Source organism: Nocardioides sp. Z13_37, assembly GCF_058355585.1.
Window position 1 is genome coordinate 653026 of record NZ_JBZGDV010000001.1, and the last position, 24144, is coordinate 677169.

The window sequence follows — 24144 nt, forward strand, 5'->3', positions numbered from 1 at the left end:
TGAGCCAGGCCCGGAGCGTGGTCGCGGGACAGGCCCGGACGCGGCCCAGGAGACAGCCGGGGAGACGGCCCGGGAGACGGCCCGCAGGACCGACCGGGAGATCCTGCGGCTGGCGGTCCCCGCCTTCCTCGCGCTCGTGGCCGAGCCGCTCTTCCTGCTCTCCGACGCCGCCATCGTGGGCCACCTCGGCACCCCCGAGCTCGCCGGCCTCGGGGTCGCCGCGGTGGTGCTGCAGACGGTGGTCGGGCTGTGCGTGTTCCTCGCCTACGGCACGACGGCGAGCGTCGCGCGCCACCTCGGCGCCGGTGACCTCCGGGCCGCGCTCGCCCAGGGGATCGACGGGATCTGGCTCGCGGTGCTCATCGGCGTCCTCGCCACCGTCGGGGGCGTCGCGCTCACCCCGGCCCTCGTGGGCGCCTTCGACACCGGCGCCGAGGTCGCCGGGCACGCCGAGACCTACCTGCGCATCGCCTTCCTCGGCACCACGCCGCTGCTGGTGATGCTGGCCGCGACGGGTGTGCTCCGCGGCCTGCAGGACACGCGTACGCCGCTGCTGGTCGCCGTGGTCGGCAACGGGCTCAACATCGTCCTCAACATCGTCCTCGTCTACGGCCTCGACCTCGGGATCGCCGGGTCGGCGATCGGCTCCGTGCTCGCCCAGGTGATCAGCGCGGTGTGGTTCCTGGTCGTCGTGGTCCGCGCCGCGCGTGAGCACGAGGCGCCGCTGACCCCCGACCGCGCCGGCATCCTCGCGGCCGCGCACGCCGCCGTTGCGCTCGTCATCCGCACCGTCGCGCTGCGGGCCTGCCTGCTCGTCGGCACCTACGCGGTCACCCGGGTCGGCACGGGGCCGAGCGACGTCAACGTCGCCACCCACCAGATCGCCATCACGCTGTGGACCTTCCTCGCCTTCGGCCTCGACGCCATCGCGATCGCGGCCCAGGCCCTCACCGGGCGGGCGCTCGGCAGTGGCGACGTCGAGAGCACCCGCCGACTCACCCGGCGCATGGTGCGGTGGGGCTGGGGCAGCGGCGTCGTCGCGGGACTGGCGCTCGCGGCGGTGGCCCCCTTCGTCGGCGTGCTCTTCACCCCGGACCCGGCGGTGCGCGACCTGCTGGTGCCCGTGCTGCTCGTGGCCGCGCTCGGCCAGCCCGTGGCGGGCCTGGTCTTCGTCCTCGACGGTGTGCTCATCGGCGCCGGCGACGGCGCCTATCTCGCGTGGGCCGGCATGGTGGTGCTGGCGGCGTACGCCCCCGCCGCGCTGTGGGCGGCCACCCTCCCCCACGGCCTGGTCGCCGTCTGGGCGGCGATGACGGTCGTCTTCATGGGAGCGCGCGGGGTGCTGCTCGCCTGGCGGGCCCGCGGCGACCGCTGGATGATCACCGGAGCGGCCGCGACCCGCTGACCCGGCGCCGGGCCGTGATCGCCCGGTCCCACGGGCTCCGGACACCTTCCCGAGTTACGTCTGAGTTACGGGACGCCCTTCAGCGGATGTCGCCGTTGACACGTGATACGCGTGTGGCCTCAGATACTCCTGTTACCCCCCCACCCGCCCGTCCGTCCGCGCACCGTCTCGGGGCGTCTCGTCGCGCGGACCGGGCCATGTCATCGAACGGGAGATCCCGCGTGATCCGTCGCACCATCGCGGCCGCCGCTGCCACCAGCGTCGCTGCCGCCCTGCTCGTGCCCTGGGGGACGGCTGCCACGGCAGCCGACACCGCCCCCGGCGACCTCCGGCCGGAGAAGGCCACTCCGGCCGGCTCCCTCGAGAAGGGGACGGTGCTCGAGCTGGGCACCGGCACCAGGCCCGAGACGTACATCGTCCAGCTCGACAGCCCGGCCGTGCCGACCCGCGAGGTCGCGGAGGCCCGCGGCGACACCACCGCCCGGTCGGAGGCCGCCTACCGGCGCGAGCTGAAGGCGGAGCAGGCCGAGCTGGTCTCCTCGATCTCCCGGATCGCCGGCGGCAGCACCGAGGTGCTCTACCGCTACACCGAGGCCATCAACGGCATCGCGGTCAAGCTGACCCGCGCCGAGGCGTCGAAGGTGGCCCGCATCGACGGCGTCGCGGCCGTCCAGGTCGACTTCGAGCGCGAGCTCACCACCGACAAGGGCCCGGAGTGGATCGGCGCCCCGAGCATCTGGGACGGCACCGAGGTCCCCGAGGCCTACCAGGGCAACAAGGGCGAGGGCGTGATCGTCGGCATCCTCGACTCCGGCCTCAACCCGGCCAACCCGTCCTTCGCCGACGTGGTGCCCCCCGAGGACGGCGGTGACGGCTACGACCACACCAACCCGCTCGGCGCCGGCAACTACCTCGGCATGTGCGACCCGGCCAACACCCAGCAGTACGTCGAGGACTGGGGGTGCAACGACAAGCTGATCGGCTACTACAACTTCGAGAACCCGGGCGCCGGCGGCAACCCGAAGGACGACCCCTACGACGACGACGGCCACGGCAGCCACACCGGCAGCACCACCGCCGGCAACCAGGTCGAGGCGACGGCCTACTCGGCGAAGGGCACCGAGCACGAGTTCTCGGTGACCTCCACCATCAAGGGCGTCGCGCCCCACGCCACCATCATCGGCTACGACGTCTGCGACGGCGGCTGCCAGGGCTACTCGATCCTCGCCTCCATCGAGCAGGCGATCATCGACGAGGTCGACGTGATCAACTACTCGATCGGCTCGAGCGCCCCTTCCGCCGCGTGGACCGACCCCGACGCCATCGCGTTCCTCAACGCGCGTGCCGCCGGCATCCACGTCGCCACCTCCGCCGGCAACGACGGCCCCGGCGCCTCCACCCTCGGCAGCCCCGGCGACGTGCCGTGGATGACGACGGTCGGCGCGACCACCCACGACCGCACGTACGTCTCCTCGGTCGTCGACATCACCGCCCCCGACGAGGCGACCCTGCCGGACATCGCCGGCGCGGGACTCTCCGGCGCCACCGACGGCTCGTTCCCCGTCGTCCTCGCCGCGGCGGCGCCCTACGGCAACGCCAGGTGCGGAGCCCCGAGCGACGAGGCGCCCGGCACCGGCACCACCTTCCCTCCGGGCACCGACCTCACGGGCAAGATCGTCGTCTGCGACCGCGGCGGCAACGGCCGCGTGGAGAAGGGCGACAACGTCGCCGCGCTCGGTGCCGAGGGCATGATCCTCGTCAACGACGCCGCCAGCGGCGCCTCGCTCAACGGTGACGCCCACGCGCTGCCCACCGCGCACATCACCCACGCCGACGGGCAGGCGCTCAAGGCGTTCCTGGCCGCCCACCCCGGCACCGAGGCAGCGCTCTCCGGCGCCACCGCGGACGTCGACGACACCAACGGCGACGTCATGGCCGCCTTCTCCAGCCGCGGGCCCAACCGGGCGATGTCCTCGATCAGCCCGTCCGTCTCGGCGCCCGGTGTGGACATCCTCGCCGCGGCCGGCGCGCGCAACGAGGTCGTCTGGGAGTTCATCTCCGGCACGTCCATGGCCAGCCCGCACACGGCCGGCGCGCTCGCGCTGCTCGTGGGCATGCAGCTCGACCTCGACGCGGAGGACCGGTGGACCCCGGCCGAGGCGCAGTCGGCGCTGATGACCACCGCCGAGCGCGACATCACCGACTCCGACGGCACCGACGCCGACTGGCTCGACATGGGCTCCGGCCGCATCGAGCTGCGCCGCGCCGCCAAGGCCGGCCTGGTCCTCGACGAGACCCTCGCCGGCTACGAGGCCGCCAACCCCGCCACGGGCGGCGACGTCCGCACGCTCAACACTGCGAGCATGGCGGACGACGAGTGCCTCCAGACGTGCGGGTGGACCCGCACCTTCACCGGCACCTCGACCGGCGTCGGCACGTGGGACGTCTCGGTAGAGAACCTCTCCGAGGGCGTGACCCTCTCCACCGACGTCGACTCCATCGCGCTGACCGACGGCGGCACCGCCGACGTGACCGTCACCGCGACCGTCGACCCCGGCACCCGCACCGACACGTGGCTCTTCGGCACCCTGGTGCTGACGCCGCCCGCCGGTTCGGAGGCCCCGGTGGCCCACCTCCCCGTGGGCGTCCTGCCCTCGGCAGGCGTGCTGCCCACCTCGATCGACGTCACGACCCGTCGTGACGCCGGATCGCAGGTGGCGAAGGGCATCGAGGCCATCGCCGTCACGGACCTGCAGGTCGACGCGAGCGGCCTGGTGCCCGAGGACCGCGTGGAGCTCTCCATCGTCGAGGACACCACCAACACCGACGCGTTCGACGGCAACGGCACGCACGTCGAGATGCTCGAGGTGCCTGCGGGCGCCACGAGCCTCATCGCCGCCCTCGAGGACCCGACCGCGCCCGACTTCGACCTCTTCGTCGGCACCGGCGAGGTGGCCGAGGCCAACGTCGTCGACATGAGCGCGAGCGCGGGCTCCAGCGAGCGCATCGAGCTCGCCAACCCCGCGCCGGGCACCTACTGGGTCCTGGTGCAGAACTGGGAGGCCTCCACCGCCGGTGCCAGCGACACCACCGACCTGGTGACCGCCGTGGTCGCCGGCGACCAGGGCAACCTGCGCGCCGAGGGCCCCACGGGCGCGGTGCCCGCCGCCACCCCGTTCTCGATCCGCACCTTCTGGGACGAGAGCGAGATGGACGCCGGGGAGACCTGGCACGGCACGCTCAGCCTCGGCACCTCGCCGGCCAGCCGCGGTGACATCGGTGTCGTGCCGGTGACCACCGAGCGCGTCGCCGACGACGTGAGCGTCACCGCGGACGTCGCCACCGCGGCACCGGGCGACACCATCACCTACACCGTCGAGGCCGCGCCCAACGTCACCCGCGAGGACCTCGCCTACTCCGTCACCGCCACGGTCCCGAAGGGGACGACGTACGTCGAGGGCTCCGCCACCGGCGGCGCCACCGTCGCCGACGGCACGGTCTCGTGGGAAGGCACCCTCGCCTCGACCTACGGCGACGAGGGCAGCTACACGTTCACCACGAGCGCCGACGACCCCCAGGCGTGCGAGCCGGGCTACCTCGACCTCGCCTCCCTCGACATCGAGCCACTCGACACCGTTGTCGGCGACAGCAAGACGTTCTCCGCCTTCTCGGGCGGGACGTTCGGGTTCTCCGGCAACTCCTACCGCGGCCTGAGGTTCTCCGATGACGGGTTCCTCGTCTACGGCGACGGCTACGGCGGCACGCCGTGGGTCCCGCAGGCCGTTCCCTCCGCGGCCAAGCCCAACAACCTGGCCGCGCTGCTCTGGCAGGACATGGAGCTGCGTTACGACGCCGCGTCGGGCGCCGGGGTCACGCTGGCCAGCACGGCGGGCGCCGACGGGGTGTTCGAGCCCGGCGACATCGCCATCGTGGAGTACGACGGCATGCGCCTCTACGACGACGAGGAGGGCGCGGCCGGCTCGCTCGACATGCAGGTCATCGCCACGGCCGGCAGCAACGACCTGGTGTTCGTCTACGACAACATCGAGGCGGGCGAGATCCTCGACGGCGTGACCATCGGCACCGAGAACGCCGACGGCACGGCCGGCGCCGCGCTCGTCAACCTGGACGACGCGTCGACCGTGCTCGAGGACGACCTCGCGGTGTGCGCCACCTACTCGGCCCCCGACGCCGACGGCGCGAGCTTCACCTACCAGGTCACCGTGGACGGCGACGTCCACGAGCGCCGGCAGCTGGTGAACGAGGCCGTGCACACGACGGACGACCCGGGCGCCAAGCCCGCGTCGGCCGGCACCACGGTCGTGGTCGAGGGCGCCGCGGAGCGCAGCGAGATCGCGTTGTCGCTCAGCCCCGACCGCGTCGAGACCGGCCAGACGACGGCGGCCACGGCCACGGTCTTCAGCGCCGGCGAGACGGCCGCCACCGGCAGCGTCGAGTTCTGGGCCGGCGAGCGCCTGGCCGGCACCGGCACCGTCGGCGCCGACGGCAAGGCCAGCGCCACGCTGACCGGCTTCGCGACGGCCGGCACCATCGCGGTCACCGCGAAGTACCTCGGCGACACGGCCAACCGGCCCAGCACCTCGCACCCGGTCAACCTGGTGGTCTCCGCCCCGGGCGCCCCGACGCCGAAGGTGTCGTCGCGCCTCGACGTGGACGCACCGAAGGTGATCCGGAAGGGCAAGCGGGCCACGCTCAAGCTGAGCCTGGCCGCCCCGCAGGTGACGCCGACCGGCACGGTGCAGGTCACCGTCCGGGGTGCGCTGAAGAAGAGGACCTGGACCCTGACGCTCGACGAGTACGGCAAGGCCCGACTCACGCTGCCGAAGGCGAAGAAGGTCGGCGCCATCACGGTGAGGATCGCCTACCTCGGCGACGCCGCTGTGCTCGGCGACACGGAGAGGACCAGGATCAAGGTGCGCCGGAAGTGATCGGCTGATCCTCACCTCTCGACACGACGAGGGGCCGGCGGTGGTGACACCGCCGGCCCCTTCGTCGTTGCCGGAACGGCCCGTCCGGGTCGCCCGTCACACCGCCATGACGACCGCCAGCCGACGCCTCACCCTGCTCGTGGCCGCCTGGGCCCTCGCCGCGTGCGGGACGCCCGGTGGAACGCCCGATCGCGAGGAGCCAGCCGTGGACCCCAGCCCGTCCTCCAGTCCCTGGACCAGCCCCTCGACCAGCCCGTCGTCGGGCCCGTCCCGCCCACCGGCCGGATCGGACGTCGACCACGCGGTCGCGGACCTCGCCGACTCCCTCGGGGTCGATCCCGACACGGTCGAGGTGGTCGCCGTCGAGGAGGTGACCTGGCGAGACGGCAGCCGCGGCTGCGCCGAGCCCGGGATGTCCTACACGCAGGCGCTCGTCGACGGCTCGCGCATCACCCTGCGGTCGGGAACCCGGACCTACGAGTACCACGCGGGTGGAGGCGGACGCCCCGCGCGCTGCGACGAGCCGACGCAGTGACCCAGCGCCAGTAGCGACTCGGCCCGGACGCACCACGGGCCCGCCACCCCCGGAGGGGCGGCGGGCCGTGGTCTGTGTCGTACGTCGGGTCAGGCGGGGACGACGTTGAGGGCCACCGCGGCGGACACCTCGTCGTGCAGCTTGACCGACACCTCGTGGGCGCCGAGCGACTTGATCGGGTTGACCACCACGATGGTGCGGCGGTCGACCTTCTCGCCGGAGACGGCGGTGATCGCGTCGGCGATCTCGGTGGTGGTGACGGCGCCGAACAGGCGACCGCCCTCACCGGCACGGACCTTCACGTTGACCGCGTTGGCCTCGAGCTTGGCCTTGACGTCCTTGGCGTGGTCCTCGTCGCGCACCGCGCGGGCGGTGCGGGCGGCCTTGATCGACTCGATGGTCTTCTCGCCGCCGCGGCTCCAGCGGATGCCGAGGCCACGCGGGACGAGGTAGTTGCGGCCGTAGCCGTCCTTGACCTCGACCACGTCGCCGGGAGCGCCGAGTCCGTCGACCTCCTGGGTCAGGATGAGCTTCATGATCCGTGCTCCTCTCAGCGACCGGTGGACGTGTAGGGCAGCAGGGCGAGCTCGCGCGCGTTCTTGACGGCGATGGCCACGTCGCGCTGGTGCTGGACGCAGTTGCCGGTCACGCGACGAGCGCGGATCTTGCCGCGGTCGGAGATGAACTTGCGGAGCAGCGTGGTGTCCTTGTAGTCGACACCGCTCGCCTTCTCCTTGCAGAACTGGCAGACCTTCTTCTTGGGCTTGCGCAGAATTGCCTTGGCCATTGTGGTGCTCCCTTTCAGTGAGCCCGGCCCTGAAGGCAATCAGGGACGGAATGGAATGTGAATGTGGTGCAGGTGGTCCGGATCAGGGACCGGTTCAGAACGGGGGCTCGTCGTTGCCGCCGCTGACCCCGGGCGTGGCCCACGGGTCCTTGGGCGGAGTGGACTGACCGCCACCCTGGGGCTGGGCGCCCTGGGACTGGCCGCCCCAGCCGCCGCCACCCTGGGCGGGTGCCGGGCTGGCCCACGGGTCGTCGGCCGGCGCGGACTGCTGCCCGCCACCGCCCGAGTAGCCGCCGCCACCGCCGCCACCACCGGAGTAGCCGCCACCGCCGCCCTGTCGCGTCGTCTTGGTGACCTTGGCCGATGCACTGCGCAGCGACGGGCCGACCTCCTCGACGTCGATCTCGAAGACGGTGCGCTTCTCACCCTCGCGGGTCTCGTACTGGCGGGACTTGAGTCGACCCTGGACGATCACACGCATGCCCCGCTGGAGGGACTCGGCGACGTTCTCCGCGGCCTGACGCCACACCGCGCAGGAGAGGAACAGCGTGTCGCCGTCCTTCCACTCGTTGGTCTGGCGGTCGAAGGTGCGCGGCGTCGACGCGATCCGGAAGTTGGCCACGGGGGCCCCCGAGGGGGTGAACCGCAGCTCCGGGTCGTCGACGAGGTTGCCGATCACGGTGATGGTGGTCTCGCCTGCCATGTCAGGTCTCCTCAGAAAGTCCTGCTGCTGTGCCGGTTGATCCGGGTGCTCCCGGTGGTGCGCCCATCAAACAGGCACTCACCGACAGCGGGAAGGGTCTATCCACAGACGCCCGTCAGGGCGATCAGTGGGCGTCGGGACGCATGACCTTCGTGCGCAGGATCGACTCGTTCAGCGTGAGCTGGCGGTCGAACTCCTTGACCGTCGCGGGCTCGGCCGTCAGCGTGATGACGGCGTAGATGCCCTCGGCGTTCTTCTTGATCTCGTACGCCATCCGGCGACGACCCCACACGTCGAGCGACTCGATCGAGCCACCGTCCTTGCGGATCACGTTGAGGTACTTGTCGAGCGACGGCTCGATGGTGCGCTCGTCGAGACTCGGGTCGAGGATGACCATCACTTCATAGGCACGCATAGCGGTCTCCACCTCCTCTGGGCTAGAGCGGCCACGGGCTCTCCGTGGCAGGAGGACTGTGCGTTCGTGGCTGGCGACATCGGTCGCACGCCACGGTCGCCCGAAGGCAACCGGAGCAGATTACCAGCGACGGTCCCGGCGGCTGGAATCGTCGCACCGGGCTGTGGAGGACGCCCCGCGCACCGTCCGCCCGGGCTAGCGTCGACGGGTGGCCGCGACCCCCTCGCCGACCCCGGCCCCGACCCGTTCACGCACTCCCGCCGTGGTGGCCGGGCGCTACGAGCTGCTCGACCAGGTCGGCGCCGGGGGGATGGGCTCGGTCTGGCGGGCCCGCGACCTGCGCACCGGCCACGACGTGGCGCTCAAGGTGCTGGGGCGCCACAGCTCCGCGCTGCTGGCGCGCTTCGTGCGCGAGCAGGCGGTGCGGGTGCGGCACCCGCACGTCGTCGCGCCGCACGGGTGGGCGGCGGAGGACGACCTGGTCGTGCTCGCGATGGAGCTGGTGGCCGGCGGCTCGGTGGCCGAGCTGCTGCGCGAGCACGGCCCGCTCGACGCGGGGACGGCGGCGCTGCTGGTCGGCCAGCTGCTGAGAGGGCTGGGCGCCGTCCACGCCGCGGGACTGGTGCACCGCGACGTCAAGCCGGCCAACCTGCTCCTCGAGGCCACCGGCACCGGGCCGCCCCACCTGCGCCTCGCCGACTTCGGGGTCGCGGCCCCCGTCGCGGACCGTCGCTTCACCACGGTGCCGGGCGCGGTCGGCACCGATGGCTACATGGCCCCCGAGCAGGCGCGCGGCGCGCTGCCGGAGCCGACCCAGGACCTCTACTCCGTCGGGCGGGTCGCGCTCGAGCTGGTCACCGGACTGCCGCCCTCCGGTCAGGTCGCGATCCCGTCGCACCCGCTCCGCCCGCTGCTCGAGCGGCTCCTGGTCGCGGATCCCGCGCAGCGCATCGCCACCGCCGATGCAGCGCTGCGGCTGCTCCGGCGGCTCCCGGTGCCGCCGCCCGAGTGCCCGCCGGTGCCGGACCGTCTCGGGCCCGCGCCCCGCCCGCGACGTACGCCCTCCGCGCCGCCCGGCGAGGTGGACTGGCCCGCCTGGCTGGCGGTGGCCGCGCTGCTCGGCGTGGTCGCCGGGTGTCTGTGCGTCCTCCTAGGCTGGGCCGCATGAGCTCCGCCAGCACCCTCCCGATCGGCGCCCACGTCGAGCAGGCCGACCCCGTCGCCGAGGCCGTCGCACGCGGCACCGGCCTCGTGCAGTTCTTCCTCGGCGACCCCCAGGGCTACAAGGGCCCCGAGGTGCGCTTCGAGGGCGGACCGGCGGCCCTGCGTGCGGCGGCGGAGGACGCCGGCGTCGACCTCTACGTCCACGCCCCCTACATCGTCAACGTCGCCACGACCAACAACCGCATCCGGATCCCGAGCCGCAAGCTGCTCCAGCAGCACATGGACGCCGCCGCCGAGATCGGCGCGAAGGGGCTGATCGTCCACGGCGGCCACGTCAACAAGAGCGACGACCCGGCGGTCGGCTTCGACAACTGGCGCAAGGCGATCGAGGCCACCGACATCAAGATCCCGCTCCTCATCGAGAACACCGCGGGCGGCGACAACGCGATGGCGCGCCACCTCGACCGCATCGCCGGCGTGTGGGACGCGATCTCGGCGGCCGACGGCGCGGAGCAGGTCGGGTTCTGCCTCGACACCTGTCACGCGTGGGCCGGCGGGATCGACCTCGGCGACGCTGTCGAGCGGGTCCGCGCCATCACGGGCCGCATCGACCTCGTGCACGCCAACGACTCGCGCGACGCGTTCGGGTCGGGCGCCGACCGGCACGCCAACTTCGGTGCGGGCCACCTCCCGCCCGACGAGTTCGCCGGGGTCGTGCGCGAGGCGGGCGCCCCGGTCATCTGCGAGACGCCGGGCGGCGCGAGCGAGCACCTGGCCGACTTCGCCTGGCTCCGCGAGCACCTCTGATCAGGCGCCGGGCAGCGCCGTGACCACCACGTTGCTGCGGTAGGCCGAGCCGTCCCAGTCCTCGCAGGTGACCAGGACGAGGCGGGGCGCACCCGAGCGCGCGAACAGCTCGGCACTGCGCCGGCCCAGCTCGTCGCGGCTCAGCACCTCGACCGTGTCGACGGCGTAGGACACCTCGCCGGTCCCCGACCGCACCACCACCCGGTCGCCCGGGGACAGCGTCTCGAGGTCGTCGAAGGCACCGCCGCCGCTGTGCACGGTGTGCCCGGTCACGACGGCCGCCCCCTCGGCGGCACCGGGTCGGGCCCCACCCGACCACCAGCCGACGCGCTGAGGGTCGGCCGGCGGGGTCAGCGCGCCGCCCTCGGTCCGGATCGGTGTGGTCGGCGCCCGCACGTCGAGCGCGGGCACGACGACCACCTCGGGCAGCAGCCCACCCGCCGGCACCCCGCCGGGCGACCGGGCAGGCGCGGCCGCCTGCCCGGTCGCCTGCTCGGTCGCCTGTGCCGGTCGCGCCGCCGGTCGCTGCAGCACCGGCACGGACGGTGCGGCCACGGGGGTCGCGGTCGCCGGCTCCAGGGCCGGGTCGTCGTAGGCACTGCGGAAGAGGAACAGCCCCCCCGCGATCAGCACGGATGCGGCCGTTCCCAGCAGCCGCGACCTCAGGCGCGAGCGTCGGTGGCGCGGCTCACGCACGGGCGCGGCGCCACCCGAGTCGGGCCACCGCCCCGCCGAGGAGCAGGGTCATCAGGCCCACGAGCACCTGTACCGCGTCGGGACCGACCGGAGCAGCGCTCGCGCGGAGACCCGCGTTGACCGCCGTCGGCAGCGGCTGCTGCTGCGCCTCGGCGCCCAGGACCTCCGGGCCGGTGCCGCCGTCCCTGGAGCCGGCGTCGTCGGACCCGACACTCGAGTCGTCGTCCCCACCGGAGGCCTGCTCGCCGAGCACCTCGGGCGCGTCGGTCTCGTCGCTCGCCTGCGCCGGCAGCACCTCGGGGTCCTGCGTGGGCAGGGGCGTCGCCGGGGTGGTGGGCTGCTCGGTCGGCTGCTCGGTGGGCTGATCGGTCGGCTGCTCGGTCGGGGGGTCCGTCGGGTCAGTCGTGGGCGGGTCCGTCGGGTCCGGGGTCGGGGGATCCGTCGGGTCAGGCGTGGGCGGGTCCGTCGGGTCCGGGGTGGGCGGGTCCGTCGGGTCAGGCGTCGGGGGATCCGTCGGGTCAGGCGTGGGCGGGTCCGTCGGGTCCGGCGTCGGGGGGTCCGTCGGGTCAGGCGTCGGCGGGTCCGTCGGGTCAGTCGTGGGCGGGGTCGGCTCGCAGCCCTTGACCCAGAACACCTTGCTCTTGGTGTTGTTGCCCTTGGACCGGGGCGTGCTGATGGTGAGCTTGAGGTGGTAGCCCTGCTGCGGGTGCGGGGGCCCGGTGAAGGAGAGGGTGTAGGTCGCCTTCGCGTCGAGGCCCGTCGGCGTGCCGGCGCCGGTGGCGGGGTCGCCGCCCACGAAGACCCGGGCGGGGCCGTCGACGCTCAGGCCGACGCCCGTGGTGGGCGCCTGCTCGGCGAACGAGACCGTCGAGAAGAGGTCGGGGCCCTCGTCGAAGCCGTACCACTCCACGTCGAAGGTGCAGCCGACGTGAGGGGCGTTGTTGGGGATCTTGTCGAAGTCGCCGATCTGGGCGATCTTCACGGTGCCGTTGTTGCCCGGCGGGTCGGCGACGGCCGCCAGTGGTGCGGTGGCCACGGCGCCGAGGCAGACGAGGGCGGCGAGGCCCAGTCGCGGAACAAGGCGGTAACGGTGGGTCGAGCTCATGCTGGGTGTGTCCCCCAAAGGGTCGTTGCGGCGCCGGGTGCGCCGTCGTGGCCGGGGAGGCGGAGGACCTGTACGTCCCCACGGGTCGCTCCACTCCCCTGCTCGGGCAGCGTCGCGCGGGCGCCGATTGGTACGGGCTCGAAGCACTCTGGCCCCAACCTCGGGGATGCCTTGAGGAAGTCCGGGTTTTCTCCGGTGATCCCTCCGGTTCCCACCCGGTCGGGGGGGCCGAAGGTAAAGAAACCGGAGGCCTGCAACCGATCCGGTGTGTCGTGCGTCTCTACCTGCGAAGGGACCAGACACGTACGGGGGTCGTGTCTGGTCCCTTGTAGCCTGTCCGGGGTGACGACCCCCCTGACGCTGCGCCCGATCTCCGCGCTGCAGCACCGAGACCTGATCGCCAGCCGGTCGTCCGCGAGCTTCCTGCAGACCCCGGCGTGGGCCAGCGTGAAGGCCGAGTGGCGCGCCGAGTCGATCGGCTGGTTCCGCGCGAACGAGCTCGTCGGCGCCGGCCTGGTGCTCTACCGCCAGCTGCCGAAGGTCCGCCGCTACCTCGCCTACCTGCCCGAGGGCCCGGTGATCGACTGGTCGGGCGACGACCTCGACGACTGGTTGACGCCGATGGTCGCGCACCTCAAGCACCAGGGCGCCTTCGCGGTGCGGATGGGACCACCAGTGGTCACCCGCCGCTGGTCGGCCGAGCAGGTGAAGGCCGGCATCGCCGACCCGGCGGTGCACCGCCTCGGCGACGTGCCCCCGCTCGAGCGCACGCAGCAGGGCGCCCGGGTGATCGCCCAGCTCCACGAGCTCGGGTGGCAGCAGCAGTCGGCGGAGGGCGGCTTCTCCGCTGGGCAGCCGCAGTTCAACTTCCAGGTCCCGCTCGTCGACGACGACGGCCGTCAGCGCACCGAGGCCGACGTCCTCGCGGGGATGAACCAGCTGTGGCGGCGCAACATCAAGAAGGCCGACAAGGCCGGGGTCGAGGTGAGCCTCGGCCAGCGCACCGACCTCAAGGCGTTCCACGACCTCTACGTCCACACCGCCGAGCGCGACCACTTCACCCCGCGCCCCCTGTCCTACTTCGAGACGATGTACGACGCCCTGGCCGCCGAGGACCCCGGCCGGATCCAGGTCTGGCTGGCGCGCCACGAGCACGACCTGGTCGCGGCGACGATCGGGATCCGGGTCGGCACCCACGCCTGGTACTCCTACGGCGCCTCGTCGACGGAGAAGCGCGAGGTGCGCGGCTCCAACGCCGTGCAGTGGGCGATGATGCGCGACGCGCTCGCCGCGGGCGCCCACGTCTACGACCTGCGCGGCATCACCGAGACCCTGGACGCCGACGACCCGCACGTCGGGCTGATCCAGTTCAAGGTCGGCACCGGTGGGCAGGCGGTCGAGCACGCGGGCGAGTGGGACCTGCCCCTCAACCGGGCCATCTACAAGGCGTTCCAGCTCTACCTGGCGCGCAGGGGGTGAGGCGCGGATGAGCCTGACACTCACGGTGGACGGCGAGCGGTGGCGCTCGCACCTGCTCCGCACGGTCCGCGACCACCCGGGCATCGTCCCGGTCGCCAAGGGCAACGGCTACGGCCTCTCGCTCCCCCGCCTCGCCCGGCGCGCGCAGTGGCTGGTCGACCACGCCAGCGAGACCGGTGCTCCGCTCGACACCCTCGCCGTCGGCACCTACGACGAGGTCGAGGAGGCGGCGAGCCGCTACTCCGGCGACCTCCTGGTGCTCACCCCGTGGCGTCCGTTCGGCGCGGCCCTCGACCTCGACGCCCGCACCGCCTCCCGGGTCGTGCACACCGTCAGCCGCCCCGACGACCTCGTGGCGCTGCGCGAGCGCGACCCCGACGCCCGGTTCGTGCTGGAGCAGCTCACCTCGATGCTGCGCCACGGGATGACCCGTCGCGACCTGGCGACGGCGGCCGCGACCCTCGGCACGGCGCGCAGCGGGCTGCGCGGCGTGGCGATGCACCTGCCGCTCAACACCACCTCCCACCTCGGCGAGGTCAACCGGCTGATCAACGAGATCGTCGCCTCCGGGCTGCCGACCCGCACGGTCTTCGTCTCCCACCTCACCCGCGACGAGCTGGCCACCCTGGCCACCACCTACCCCGACTTCACGGTGCGCCCGCGCATCGGCACCGACCTCTGGCTCGGCGACCGTGGCGCCCTCTCGGTCACCGCGACGGTCCTCGATGTGCACGAGGTCGAGCGCGGCGACACCTTCGGCTACCGCGGCCGCAGCGCGCCCAAGCACGGCCACATCGTCGTCGTCAGCGGTGGCACCGCGCACGGCATCGGCCTCGAGGCCCCCACCGGCGACCAGTCGCTGAAGGCGCGGGCAGCGACGCTGGCCCGCGGCGGCCTCGACGCCGTCGGCTTCGTCCGCTCGCCGTTCTCCATCGACGGCAAGCAGCGGCTCTTCGCCGAGCCGCCCCACATGCAGGCCTCGATGCTGTTCGTCCCGTCAGGGGCGCGTGTCCCCAGCGTCGGTGAGGACATCGAGGTGCGGGTGCGCTTCACCGCGACCGACTTCGACCGCGTCGTCGTCGACTGACCCGGGCGGCCACCAGCGGGCATCGTGGTCGGGCCCGTCGACGGGCCCGGACGCGGTGTCGCGCAGCACGGCGCCGATGAGCCAGAGCAGGCCGAGCACCCGCAGCAGCACCGCGAGCCAGTAGGCACGGCCGTCGTCGGCGACCGTGGGCTCCAGGGCCTGCCCGACGTACCAGCCGGTGATGACCCAGCTGACCAGGTGCAGTCCCTGCCACACCAGCAGGTCGCGCCAGCGGCGTACGGCCAGCGCGGCCAGGGGGAGCAGCAACAGCGCCGACTCGGGTGGGGCCGACGGCGCCACCACCAGGCCGGCGGCCAGCAGCACCAGACCGGCGCGCGCGGTCGTCATCGCGGTGGGCCGGCCGGCCCGGCGGACGAGCCACCACACCGCCCCGGCCGCGAGGGCGAGGACGACGACCTGGCTCAGGGTGCGGACCGTGGTCGACGCGCCGATGCCCGTCTGGTCGAGCAGGAGCCAGATGGAGCCGATGTCGAGATCGGGTCCCGTCGCCCGGCCCGGCAGGGTGAGCACGACGTAGGCCGCAGCGGCCGCGAGCAGCGCGTCGACGCGCTCGCGCAGCCGTCCGCCGACGGCGAGCACGCCCACGAACGCCAGCGCGACGGGCAGGGCGAACGCGGCGCCCACGCCGGCGCCGACCCCGGCCAGCCACGGACGCCCGGACGTCCAGCCCCACAGCAGGACGGCGACCCCCACGGCCGCGACGAGCTCCCACGAGAGCCAGTGGACCAGCAGCACCGGCCCGAGCGCCCAGCCCGCCGCGGCCCACGGGCGGCGGCGGTCGACGCGCACGAGGAGGGCCGTCGCCAGCAGGGCGAGGGCAGCCAGGAGCACGGCCAGGCCCGCGGTGGTCGCGACGGTGCCCGAACCCGGGAGCATCCCGGTGACGCGCTCGACCCCGTCGGTGAGCCAGGCGGCGACCCGCGGTGGCGACCCGGCGTCGACCGACCTGCCGGCCAGGCCGGTCCAGCACAGCTCGGAGAAGGGCTGGTGCTCGTTGCCCCAGGCCGTCGGCACGCAGGCCGTCTTGGCCACCATCCCGGCGGCGAGGGTGACCGCGGTGGCCCCGGCGAGCACCCGCGCGGCCGACCACCAGCGGTGGCCGGCGGCGTGGTCTCCCAGCGGGCCGCCCGCGACCTCCGACATGGCCGCGGCGACCGGGTCGACGCGCGTCGGCGCCTCGACGGACTCGGTCTGGGCGCGGTCCACGGCCGGGCTCAGGGTCGGACGTCGGCCGACGGTGAGCGCGGCTGGAGCCGCCCGCTCGGCGGCGAGACGCCCGGCGTGGGCGGCGTCTCCGGAGGCAGGGTGGGAATCTCGGTCGGCAGCGTCGGGATCTCCGTCGGCAGCGGCGTCTCCGTGGGCGTCTCGGTGGGCGTCTCGGTGGGCGTCTCGGTCGGCGTCTCCGTGGGGGTCTCGCTCGGCTCGCTCGGCTCGAGGGTCTGCGACGGCGTGTTGGACGGCTGCGGCGTCGAGGAGGACGGCGGCGGCGGGGGCGGCGTGTACTCGTGGCCCTCGTCGGGCGCGTCGCCGTCGACGAAGACCGGCTCGGGGAAGTCCTCGACCTCCTTGTCCTCCATCACCCGCTGCATGATGTCGGTCCACGTCTTGGCGGGGTAGTTGCCACCGAAGTAGCCCGAGCGGCCGTCGGAGCTGGTCGGCAGCCACAGGTCGGCCCCGTCGGGTCGCGGGACGTCGAGGCCCTCGCGGCCCCGGCCCCGGACGTACATGACGGCGGTGGAGACCTGCGGGGTCATCCCGACGAACCACGAGGAGGAGACCTCGTCCTTGTCGTTGGTGGCGGTGCCGGTCTTGCCGGCGGCCGGGCGGCCCAGGGCGAGCGCCTCGGTGCCCGACCCGGACTCGACGACCTTCTGCAGCGCGTACGTCACGTCGGCCGCGATGTCGGGGTCGACGGTCTCCTTGCTGCGCTTGCTGGCCTCGTAGAGCACCTCGCCGCTCCGGTCGACGACCTTCTGCACGACGTGGACCTCGTTGCGGACCCCGCCGTTGGCCAGGGTGGCGTAGGCGTTGGCCATGTTGATCGGGCTCACCTGCGCCGTGCCGAGGGTGACGCCGATGTTGTCCTGGAAGTCGATCGAGCTGCGCGGGATGCCCCAGCGCTGCGGCTCGTTGCCCGGGATGCCGAGGTCCTCGGCCGCCTGGATGACCTTCTGGGGGCCGCCGTCCATCGAGTCGACCATGTCGACGTAGGCGGTGTTGATCGAGTTCTCGGTGGCGGTGAGCATCGAGACGGCGGAGCCGTAGTCGGTGTCGCCCTGGTTGCCGAACTCGGTGCCGGCGATGTCGATGGGGCTGTTGCCCTCGAAGGTGTCGTTGAGGGAGAAGCCGTCGCGGATGGCAGCGACGTTGGTGGCGGCCTTCATCGTCGAGCCCGCCATGCCGCCGGCGACGGCCCAGTTGATCTGCGACTCGAGGTAGTCCTGGCCGCCGTAGAAGCCGAGCAGCTCGCCGGTGGCGGTGTCGACGGTGGCCGCGCCGACGTGGAGGTCCTTGTCGCCCGCGGGGCCGGGCATCCCGGCGTCCGGGCGCTGCGCGGTCACGGCCTCCTCGACGTCGCTCATCACCTGGGGGTCGAACGTCGTGGTGATCCGCAGGCCACCGCCGTCGATCTCGTCCTCGCTGGCGATGTTGCGGGCCAGGAGCTCCTGCTTGACCAGCGCGAGCATGTGGCCGCGCTGGCCGCCGTACTGGCTCTGGGCGGCGATCTTGGGGAACTTGGGCAGGCGCTTGACCGCCTTGTCGCGCTGCTCGGCGTCGATGGTGCCCATCTCGGCCATGCTGTTGAGCACGTAGGCGTAGCGGCCCTTCAGGTCCTCCCTCGCCTCCTTGCCGTTGGCGGGGTCGTACTTCGAGGGGTTGTTGAGCACCGTGGCCAGCACCGCGGACTGGCGCAGGTTGAGCTCGCTGGCCGGGCGGTCGAAGTAGGCCTCCGACGCGGCCTCGACCCCGTAGGCGCCGCGACCGAAGTAGATGGTGTTGAGGTAGCCCTCGAGCACCTCCTCCTTGCTCAGCTGCTGCTGGATCTTGAGCGAGACGACGGCCTCGCGGATCTTGCGCTTGTAGCTCTGCTCGCTGGTCAGGTAGAGGATCTTGACGTACTGCTGGGTGATCGTGGACGCACCCTGGCGGGCGTTGCCCCGGGCGTTGGAGAAGAGCGCGCGCAGGATGCCCTTGGGGTCCAGGCCCTTGTCGGTCCAGAAGCTCTGGTTCTCCGCGGCGACGACGGCGTCCTGCAACGTCTCGGGCATCTGCGACAGCGGGATGGAGACCCGGTTCTGCTCCTCGTAGTAGGTGCCGAGCTCCTGCTCACCGCCGCGGTAGTAGACGAAGGTGGTCTGCGACTCGAAGTCCTCGTTGGGCTCGGGGATGCTGATCGCCTGGTAGAGCACGACCACGGCGCCGCCGAGGACGAGGGCTCCCACCACGCCGAGGACACCGAGGATCTTGGCGATCCGGGCCGCTCGCTGCTTTCCCGTACGCCGCGGCTGGGGCCGCCGGGTCTGGGCCTTGCCGTCGGCCCTCCGCTTCTTCGCACTCACCGGGCAAGGGTAAGGGGAACGCTCAGGGCATCCCGATTCGTCGCCAGCGGATATATCGGTACGATAGGTCACATGGCACGCCGTGGAGACACCATCGAGCTCGCAGTCCTCGGACTGCTGCACGAGGGACCCATGCACGGCTACGAGCTGCGCAAGCGGCTCAACCTCATGCTCGGCTGGGGGCGCGTGCTGTCCTACGGCTCGCTCTACCCCGCGCTCAAGAAGATGCTGCGCGCCAACCTCATCACCGAGGTGAAGACCACCACCACCTCGACGAGCCGTCGTCCGCGCATCGTCTACGAGGTCACCCCGGCCGGCAACGAGCAGTTCCAGCGCCTGATGTCGGAGGTCGGCCCCACAGCGTGGGAGGACGACAACTTCGACATCCGCTTCGCCTTCTTCTCCTCCACCGACATGGAGATCCGCCTCCGGGTCCTCGAGGGACGTCGCTCCCGCCTGCAGGAGCGCCTCGCCCGGGTCCAGGACGAGCTCGCCCGCACCCAGGCCGAGGTCGACCGCTACGCCGGCGAGCTCCAGCGCCACGGCGTGGAGTCGGTGGAGCGCGAGGTCCGCTGGCTCTCCGACCTGATCCGCGCCGAGCGCGGCGACGAGGCCGGCGGCTCCGTGTCCGCCCAGCCGATCAACCAGCCGGCGCGGCCCACCACCGAGCCCCAGCACTGAGCACCTACCCCCACACCTGCACCGAGCACCTGCACCAGGCACCAAGCACGGCACAGCAGCACCGACCAGCAGCACCGACCAGCAGCCGGGAACACCAGAAAGAGAAGGAGACCCCCATGGGTTCTGTACGAGTAGGGATCGTGGGAGTCGGCAACTGCGCCACGTCCCTCATCCAGGGCGTGGAGTACTACAAGGACGCTGACCCCAGCGGGACCGTGCCGGGGCTCATGCACGTCGTCTTCGGTGACTACCACGTCAAGGACGTCGAGTTCGTCCTCGCCTTCGACGTCGACGACAAGAAGGTCGGCAAGGACCTCTCCGAGGCCATCGACGCCTCCGAGAACAACACCATCAAGATCTGCGACGTCCCGACGCTGGGCGTCGAGGTCAAGCGCGGCCCGACGATGGACGGTCTCGGCAAGTACTACCGCCAGACCATCGAGGAGTCGGCCGCCGAGCCGGTCGACGTCGTCCAGGCGCTCAAGGACGCCGAGGTCGACGTCCTGGTGTCCTACCTCCCGGTGGGCTCCGAGCAGGCCGACAAGTTCTACGCCCAGTGCGCGATCGACGCCGGCGTGGCCTTCGTCAACGCGCTGCCGGTCTTCATCGCCTCCGACCCCGAGTGGGCCAAGAAGTTCGAGGACGCGGGCCTCCCGATCGTCGGCGACGACATCAAGAGCCAGGTCGGCGCCACCATCACCCACCGGGTGATGGCCAAGCTGTTCGAGGACCGCGGCGTCGCGCTGGACCGCACCTACCAGCTCAACGTCGGCGGCAACATGGACTTCAAGAACATGCTCGAGCGCGAGCGCCTGGAGTCCAAGAAGGTCTCCAAGACCCAGGCCGTGACGTCCAACCTCAAGGGCGAGCTCGCCGACAAGATCAGCGACCGCAACGTCCACATCGGCCCGTCCGACTACGTCGCCTGGCTCGACGACCGCAAGTGGGCCTACGTCCGCCTCGAGGGCCGTGCCTTCGGTGACGCCCCGCTCAACCTCGAGTACAAGCTCGAGGTGTGGGACTCCCCCAACTCGGCCGGCATCATCATCGACGCCGTGCGCGCGGCGAAGATCGCCAAGGACCGCGGCATCGGCGGCCCGATCCTGCCGGCCTCGGCCTACCTGATGAAGTCCCCGCCGGTGCAGATGGCCGACGACCTCGGTCGCGCCGAGCTCGAGAAGTTCATCAAGGGCGAGTGACCCCGGCGTCCTCGACGCCCGCACGACCCAGCACGACCCAGCGGCCCCGCAGATCCGACCGGACCTGCGGGGCCGCTGGCGTGCGTACACCCGTAGGGGTGGGGAGGGCTGGGATAGAAGCGCTTCTCGCCGGGTACCGCCCCAGGGGCCGGAATCCGCCGGCGGTGAGGAGGGAACGATGCCACTCGTGCGAACGACGGGGCTGCTGGCCGCGGCCTGCCTGCTGGCGGGGTGCGCCCAGGGGACCGCTGACTCCGAGGGGTCCTCGGACGCCTCCTTCGACCCGGATGCCGACCTCTCCGGCACCGTGCAGGTGATGGGCTTCGGCGCCGGCGACGAGATCGCCACCGTCCGCCTCGACCGTGCCGAGGAGGCGCTGGGCGAGGCCGAGGTCAAGCTCATCGAGGGCGACCTCGACATCCAGCAGTTCCTCTCCTCGGTCGCCTCGGGTGAGCCGCCGTCCCTGGTCTATGCCGAGCGCTCGCAGATCGGCACCTTCGCCTCGCGCGGCGCTGTCGTGCCCCTCACCGACTGCATCGAGGGCGAGGGCATCGACACCTCCGTGTTCCGCGACACGGCCCTCGACGAGGTGACGTTCGCCGACGAGGTCTACGGCATCCCGGAGTTCAACGTCATCCAGCTCACCCAGGCCAACGCCGACCTGCTCGAGCGGTCCGGGCACACGGTCGAGGACGTCAACGGCTCCGACTGGGACGCCGTGCTCGCCGCCAGCGAGGACCTGATGGAGATGCAGGGCGGCAACCTCGCCACGATCGGCTACGACAGCAAGCTGCCCGAGTTCCTGCCCCTGTGGGCCAAGGCCAACGGCGCGGACCTCATCTCCGAGGACGGCCGGACCGCGCAGCTCGACGACCCGGCGGTCGTCGAGGCGCTCGAGTTCGCGGTCGCCGTCTACGACGCCCAGGGCGGGTTCGGCGAGGTGAAGGCGCTGCGCGACTCGGCCGACTTCTTCGGCGACGGCAACCAGTTCGCCAGCGGAACGCTCGGGGCGATGCCGATGGAGCAGTGGTACGTCAACGTCCTCAACGACGTCTCACCCGACGCCCCGATGGCCTTCGACACCGTGCGGGACCTGCAGGGCGAGCCCATCGCCTGGGCGTCGGGGTCCGCGTGGGCGATCCCCAAGGGCAGCCCGGACCCCGAGGCCGCGTGCCGGATGGCGCGGGTGATGACCGAGACCGACTCGTGGATGGCCGCGGCCGAGGAGCGCGCCGCCCTGCGCGAGAAGGAGGGCGGGCTGTTCACCGGCATCCTGACCGCCAACGAGGAGGCCGACGTGGCGATCCGCGAGATGGCGCCCACCGACGGCGACTCGGCCTGGTCGCAGGCGGTCGCCGCGATGTACGAGGCCAACGACAACACCTTCTCGATGCCGGCCAACCCGGCCGGCGACGAGTTCGAGCAGGCCTGGCAGGACGAGGTCAACAAGGTGCTGACCGGTGACAAGGAGCCGGCCGACGCCCTCGCCGACGCGCAGGAGTCCGCGCAGGAGGCGCTCGACGAGGCCTGGGCCACCTGGGACGAGAAGTGACCGTCGCGGCTCCGGCCGCCGCCCGCGCGCCCGGCCTCCGCCCTCCCCGGGGCCGGGGCCGGCGCGAGGGCCGCATCGCGCTGCTGTTCATCAGCCCGTGGATCGTCGGGTTCGTGGTGTTCATGGCCTATCCGGTCCTCTACACCGCCTACCTCTCCCTGACCGACTACGACGTGATCAACGACCCGTCGTTCGTCGGCCTGGACAACTACCGCGAGCTGGTGGGCGACGAGAAGGTCACGCTGGCGCTGCGCAACACGTTCGTCTACACCGCGATGTCGGTGCCGGCCCAGCTGCTGGTCTCCCTCGGCCTCGCCCTGCTGCTGCAGCGGGCCGGGCGGGCGGCCGGCTTCTTCCGCACGGCGTTCTTCCTGCCCAAGATGACTCCGCCGGTCGCCATCGGCGTGCTGCTGCTCCTGCTGCTCAACGGGCAGAGCGGCCTGCTCAACGAGTTCCTCGGCTGGTTCGGCATCAACGGGCCCAACTGGACCACCGACCCGGCCTGGGTGAAGCCGGGCCTGGTGATCATGTCGCTGTGGACCGTCGGCGCCTCGGTGATCATCCTGCTCGCCGCGCTGCAGCAGGTGCCCGAGGAGCTGCTCGACGCCGCCCGGGTCGACGGCGCCGGATGGTGGCGCCGCCTGTGGCACGTCACGCTGCCGATCATCAGCCCGGCGATCTACTTCATCGTCGTCGTCGACACGATCGCGTCCCTGCAGTCGTTCACCGAGGCCTACACGGCGTTCTTCGGCGCAGGCAACACGACCTACAGCAACGACGCCGCGCTGTTCTACGCGATCTACCTCTTCCAGCAGGCCTTCGAGTTCCTGCACATGGGATACGCCTCCGCCCTGGCGATGCTGCTCTTCGTCATCGTCATGCTGGTCACGGCCGTGCAGGTCTGGCTGAGCCGGCGCTACGTCCACTACACCGGAGGCGCGCGATGAGCACGCTCGGCCGGACCGCGGCACCCTCCGACGTCCCGGGCGCCGCCCCCGGCCGGCTGGTGCTGGAGGACGACGACACGGCGACGCCGCCGCACCGCCACGACCCCTCGCGGCCGCGGGGGCTCGCCGCCCGCGTCGTCGTCGGCGCCCTGCTGGTCGCGATGACGATCGCGTTCGTCTACCCGTTCGTGTGGCTGGTCAGCGCCTCGCTCAAGCCGCGCAGCGACGTCTTCGACAACCGGTTGATCCCCGAGACGCTGACCTTCGACAACTACATCGAGGTGTGGAACGCCGCTCCGATGGCGGCGTGGCTGCTCAACACGGCGTTCGTGACCGTGATGGCGACGATCACCGTGACGATCTCCAGCTCGCTGGTGGCGTGGGGGTTCGCCCGCTACCAGTTCCGTGGCCGCAACCTCCTGTTCGGCCTGGTGCTCGCCTCGATGATGGTCCCCGGCGCGGCGACGATGATCCCCACCTACCTCATCTGGGACTCGCTCGGCATGGTCGGCACGCTCACACCGCTGTGGGCCGGCAACCTGTTCGGCACCGCCTTCTACATCTTCCTGCTGCGCCAGTTCTTCCTCGGCCTGCCCACCGAGCTCTTCGACGCCGCCCAGATCGACGGTGCGGGGCACTGGCGCGTCTTCTGGCACATCGCGCTCCCGCTGACCCGACCGGCACTCGTGGTCGTCGCGTTGTTCGAGTTCCAGGCGGCCTGGACCGACCTGATGCGCGGGCTGATCTACCTGCGCGACCGCGAGGACTTCACGGTCCCGAGAGGGCTGAAGTCGATGCTGGACCAGTTCGGCTTCGGCGGGGAGTGGCACTGGGAGCTCGTGGTCACCGCGAGCGTGATCACGACCGTGCCGATGATCATCGTGTTCTTCCTCGGCCAGAGGCACATCATCCAGGGCGTCGCGACGACCGGCACCAAGGGCTGAGCCACGTGGCGGGGCGACCAGCAGGGTCGCCCCGCGCAGCACGTCCCCCCACGCGCCCCTCGGCGTACGGTGAGCAGGCACCGCACGGCACGGCACCGCACGGCACGC

General features: G+C 72.2%; 20 protein-coding genes. 12 read left to right on the forward strand and 8 right to left on the reverse strand.

What is annotated here, in order from left to right:
• Positions 1–100: 100 nt before the first annotated feature.
• The 3 genes from AC4H2S_RS03115 to AC4H2S_RS03125 all read left to right on the forward strand — a co-directional run bounded on the left by AC4H2S_RS03115 (position 101) and on the right by AC4H2S_RS03125 (position 6889).
• Positions 101–1405 (forward strand): MATE family efflux transporter, encoded by a 1305-nt coding sequence (locus tag AC4H2S_RS03115; protein ID WP_491495842.1) that lies wholly within the window; start codon positions 101–103, stop codon positions 1403–1405.
• A 221-nt stretch (positions 1406–1626) separates the two neighbouring features.
• Entirely contained in the window at positions 1627–6354 is a 4728-nt protein-coding gene (locus AC4H2S_RS03120) for a S8 family serine peptidase (protein ID WP_491495499.1), read from the forward strand.
• Positions 6355–6460: 106 nt separating this feature from the next.
• A complete protein-coding gene (locus AC4H2S_RS03125) occupies positions 6461–6889 on the forward strand; it encodes a DUF8738 domain-containing protein (protein ID WP_491495500.1) in 429 nt (142 codons plus the stop codon).
• A gap of 89 nt (positions 6890–6978) precedes the next feature.
• Here the strand turns inward: AC4H2S_RS03125 and rplI are convergent, their stop codons facing one another.
• The 4 genes from rplI to rpsF all read right to left on the reverse strand — a co-directional run bounded on the left by rplI (position 6979) and on the right by rpsF (position 8794).
• On the reverse strand, positions 6979–7425 hold the full coding sequence (gene rplI / locus AC4H2S_RS03130; protein ID WP_491495501.1) for a 50S ribosomal protein L9: 447 nt from the start codon (positions 7423–7425) through the stop codon (positions 6979–6981).
• 14 nt (positions 7426–7439) lie between these two features.
• Entirely contained in the window at positions 7440–7676 is a 237-nt protein-coding gene (gene rpsR, locus AC4H2S_RS03135; RefSeq protein WP_304799951.1) for a 30S ribosomal protein S18, read from the reverse strand.
• Positions 7677–7770: 94 nt separating this feature from the next.
• Positions 7771–8379 carry a single-stranded DNA-binding protein gene (locus AC4H2S_RS03140; protein ID WP_491495502.1) on the reverse strand — a complete coding sequence of 203 codons (609 nt, stop codon included), beginning with the start codon at positions 8377–8379 and terminating at the stop codon, positions 7771–7773.
• A gap of 124 nt (positions 8380–8503) precedes the next feature.
• Entirely contained in the window at positions 8504–8794 is a 291-nt protein-coding gene (gene rpsF, locus AC4H2S_RS03145) for a 30S ribosomal protein S6 (RefSeq protein ID WP_186339658.1), read from the reverse strand.
• A 208-nt stretch (positions 8795–9002) separates the two neighbouring features.
• Between rpsF and AC4H2S_RS03150 the strand changes: the two genes are divergently transcribed.
• Both AC4H2S_RS03150 and AC4H2S_RS03155 read left to right on the forward strand, forming a co-directional pair.
• The gene (locus AC4H2S_RS03150; RefSeq protein ID WP_491495503.1) at positions 9003–9962 is read left to right on the forward strand and encodes a serine/threonine-protein kinase; all 960 of its coding nucleotides are present in this window, start codon (positions 9003–9005) and stop codon (positions 9960–9962) included.
• The gene (locus tag AC4H2S_RS03155) at positions 9959–10765 is read left to right on the forward strand and encodes a deoxyribonuclease IV (RefSeq protein ID WP_491495504.1); all 807 of its coding nucleotides are present in this window, start codon (positions 9959–9961) and stop codon (positions 10763–10765) included. Before AC4H2S_RS03150 ends, AC4H2S_RS03155 begins: the two co-directional genes overlap by 4 nt.
• Here AC4H2S_RS03155 and AC4H2S_RS03160 read toward each other — a convergent pair whose 3' ends face one another.
• Both AC4H2S_RS03160 and AC4H2S_RS03165 read right to left on the reverse strand, forming a co-directional pair.
• Positions 10766–11398: a class F sortase gene (locus tag AC4H2S_RS03160; RefSeq protein WP_491495505.1), complete on the reverse strand. Its 633-nt coding sequence runs from the start codon at positions 11396–11398 to the stop codon at positions 10766–10768.
• 55 nt (positions 11399–11453) lie between these two features.
• Positions 11454–12566 carry a hypothetical protein gene (locus AC4H2S_RS03165; protein ID WP_491495506.1) on the reverse strand — a complete coding sequence of 371 codons (1113 nt, stop codon included), beginning with the start codon at positions 12564–12566 and terminating at the stop codon, positions 11454–11456.
• A gap of 342 nt (positions 12567–12908) precedes the next feature.
• On the opposite strand from AC4H2S_RS03165, the gene AC4H2S_RS03170 reads away from it, so the two are divergent.
• Together AC4H2S_RS03170 and AC4H2S_RS03175 are read left to right on the forward strand one after the other, a co-directional pair.
• Positions 12909–14045, forward strand: coding sequence for a lipid II:glycine glycyltransferase FemX (locus AC4H2S_RS03170; RefSeq protein ID WP_491495507.1), 1137 nt, complete (start codon positions 12909–12911; stop codon positions 14043–14045).
• A gap of 7 nt (positions 14046–14052) precedes the next feature.
• Entirely contained in the window at positions 14053–15132 is a 1080-nt protein-coding gene (locus AC4H2S_RS03175; RefSeq protein WP_491495508.1) for an alanine racemase, read from the forward strand.
• On the opposite strand, the gene AC4H2S_RS03180 is transcribed toward AC4H2S_RS03175, so the two are convergent.
• Together AC4H2S_RS03180 and AC4H2S_RS03185 are read right to left on the reverse strand one after the other, a co-directional pair.
• Positions 15043–16359, reverse strand: coding sequence for a hypothetical protein (locus tag AC4H2S_RS03180; protein WP_491495509.1), 1317 nt, complete (start codon positions 16357–16359; stop codon positions 15043–15045). The two genes, AC4H2S_RS03175 and AC4H2S_RS03180, sit on opposite strands and share 90 nt — an antisense overlap.
• Positions 16360–16367: 8 nt before the next feature.
• Positions 16368–18713, reverse strand: coding sequence for a transglycosylase domain-containing protein (locus AC4H2S_RS03185; RefSeq protein ID WP_491495510.1), 2346 nt, complete (start codon positions 18711–18713; stop codon positions 16368–16370).
• Between the two features lie 72 nt (positions 18714–18785).
• On the opposite strand from AC4H2S_RS03185, the gene AC4H2S_RS03190 reads away from it, so the two are divergent.
• The 5 genes from AC4H2S_RS03190 (at position 18786) to AC4H2S_RS03210 (ending at position 24036) form a co-directional block, all read left to right on the forward strand.
• Positions 18786–19394, forward strand: a complete 609-nt coding sequence (locus tag AC4H2S_RS03190; protein ID WP_491495511.1) for a PadR family transcriptional regulator — start codon at positions 18786–18788, stop codon at positions 19392–19394.
• Positions 19395–19510: 116 nt separating this feature from the next.
• Positions 19511–20593 carry an inositol-3-phosphate synthase gene (locus AC4H2S_RS03195; RefSeq protein WP_491495512.1) on the forward strand — a complete coding sequence of 361 codons (1083 nt, stop codon included), beginning with the start codon at positions 19511–19513 and terminating at the stop codon, positions 20591–20593.
• 178 nt (positions 20594–20771) lie between these two features.
• Positions 20772–22145 (forward strand): extracellular solute-binding protein, encoded by a 1374-nt coding sequence (locus AC4H2S_RS03200; RefSeq protein ID WP_491495513.1) that lies wholly within the window; start codon positions 20772–20774, stop codon positions 22143–22145.
• Complete coding sequence (locus AC4H2S_RS03205; RefSeq protein ID WP_491495514.1) at positions 22142–23092, forward strand: carbohydrate ABC transporter permease; 951 nt, start codon at positions 22142–22144, stop codon at positions 23090–23092. Before AC4H2S_RS03200 ends, AC4H2S_RS03205 begins: the two co-directional genes overlap by 4 nt.
• Positions 23089–24036: a carbohydrate ABC transporter permease gene (locus AC4H2S_RS03210; protein ID WP_491495515.1), complete on the forward strand. Its 948-nt coding sequence runs from the start codon at positions 23089–23091 to the stop codon at positions 24034–24036. Before AC4H2S_RS03205 ends, AC4H2S_RS03210 begins: the two co-directional genes overlap by 4 nt.
• Positions 24037–24144 lie beyond the last annotated feature (108 nt).

Coding starts and splice junctions, on each gene's coding strand:
- AC4H2S_RS03190 (WP_491495511.1), top strand. CDS start 18,786: ATGGCACGCCGTGGAGACACCATCGAGCTCGCAGTCCTCGGACTGCTG.
- AC4H2S_RS03125 (WP_491495500.1), top strand. CDS start 6,461: ATGACGACCGCCAGCCGACGCCTCACCCTGCTCGTGGCCGCCTGGGCC.
- rpsF (WP_186339658.1), bottom strand. CDS start 8,794: ATGCGTGCCTATGAAGTGATGGTCATCCTCGACCCGAGTCTCGACGAG.
- AC4H2S_RS03165 (WP_491495506.1), bottom strand. CDS start 12,566: ATGAGCTCGACCCACCGTTACCGCCTTGTTCCGCGACTGGGCCTCGCC.
- rpsR (WP_304799951.1), bottom strand. CDS start 7,676: ATGGCCAAGGCAATTCTGCGCAAGCCCAAGAAGAAGGTCTGCCAGTTC.
- AC4H2S_RS03140 (WP_491495502.1), bottom strand. CDS start 8,379: ATGGCAGGCGAGACCACCATCACCGTGATCGGCAACCTCGTCGACGAC.
- AC4H2S_RS03200 (WP_491495513.1), top strand. CDS start 20,772: ATGCCACTCGTGCGAACGACGGGGCTGCTGGCCGCGGCCTGCCTGCTG.
- AC4H2S_RS03210 (WP_491495515.1), top strand. CDS start 23,089: ATGAGCACGCTCGGCCGGACCGCGGCACCCTCCGACGTCCCGGGCGCC.
- AC4H2S_RS03155 (WP_491495504.1), top strand. CDS start 9,959: ATGAGCTCCGCCAGCACCCTCCCGATCGGCGCCCACGTCGAGCAGGCC.
- AC4H2S_RS03195 (WP_491495512.1), top strand. CDS start 19,511: ATGGGTTCTGTACGAGTAGGGATCGTGGGAGTCGGCAACTGCGCCACG.
- AC4H2S_RS03175 (WP_491495508.1), top strand. CDS start 14,053: ATGAGCCTGACACTCACGGTGGACGGCGAGCGGTGGCGCTCGCACCTG.
- rplI (WP_491495501.1), bottom strand. CDS start 7,425: ATGAAGCTCATCCTGACCCAGGAGGTCGACGGACTCGGCGCTCCCGGC.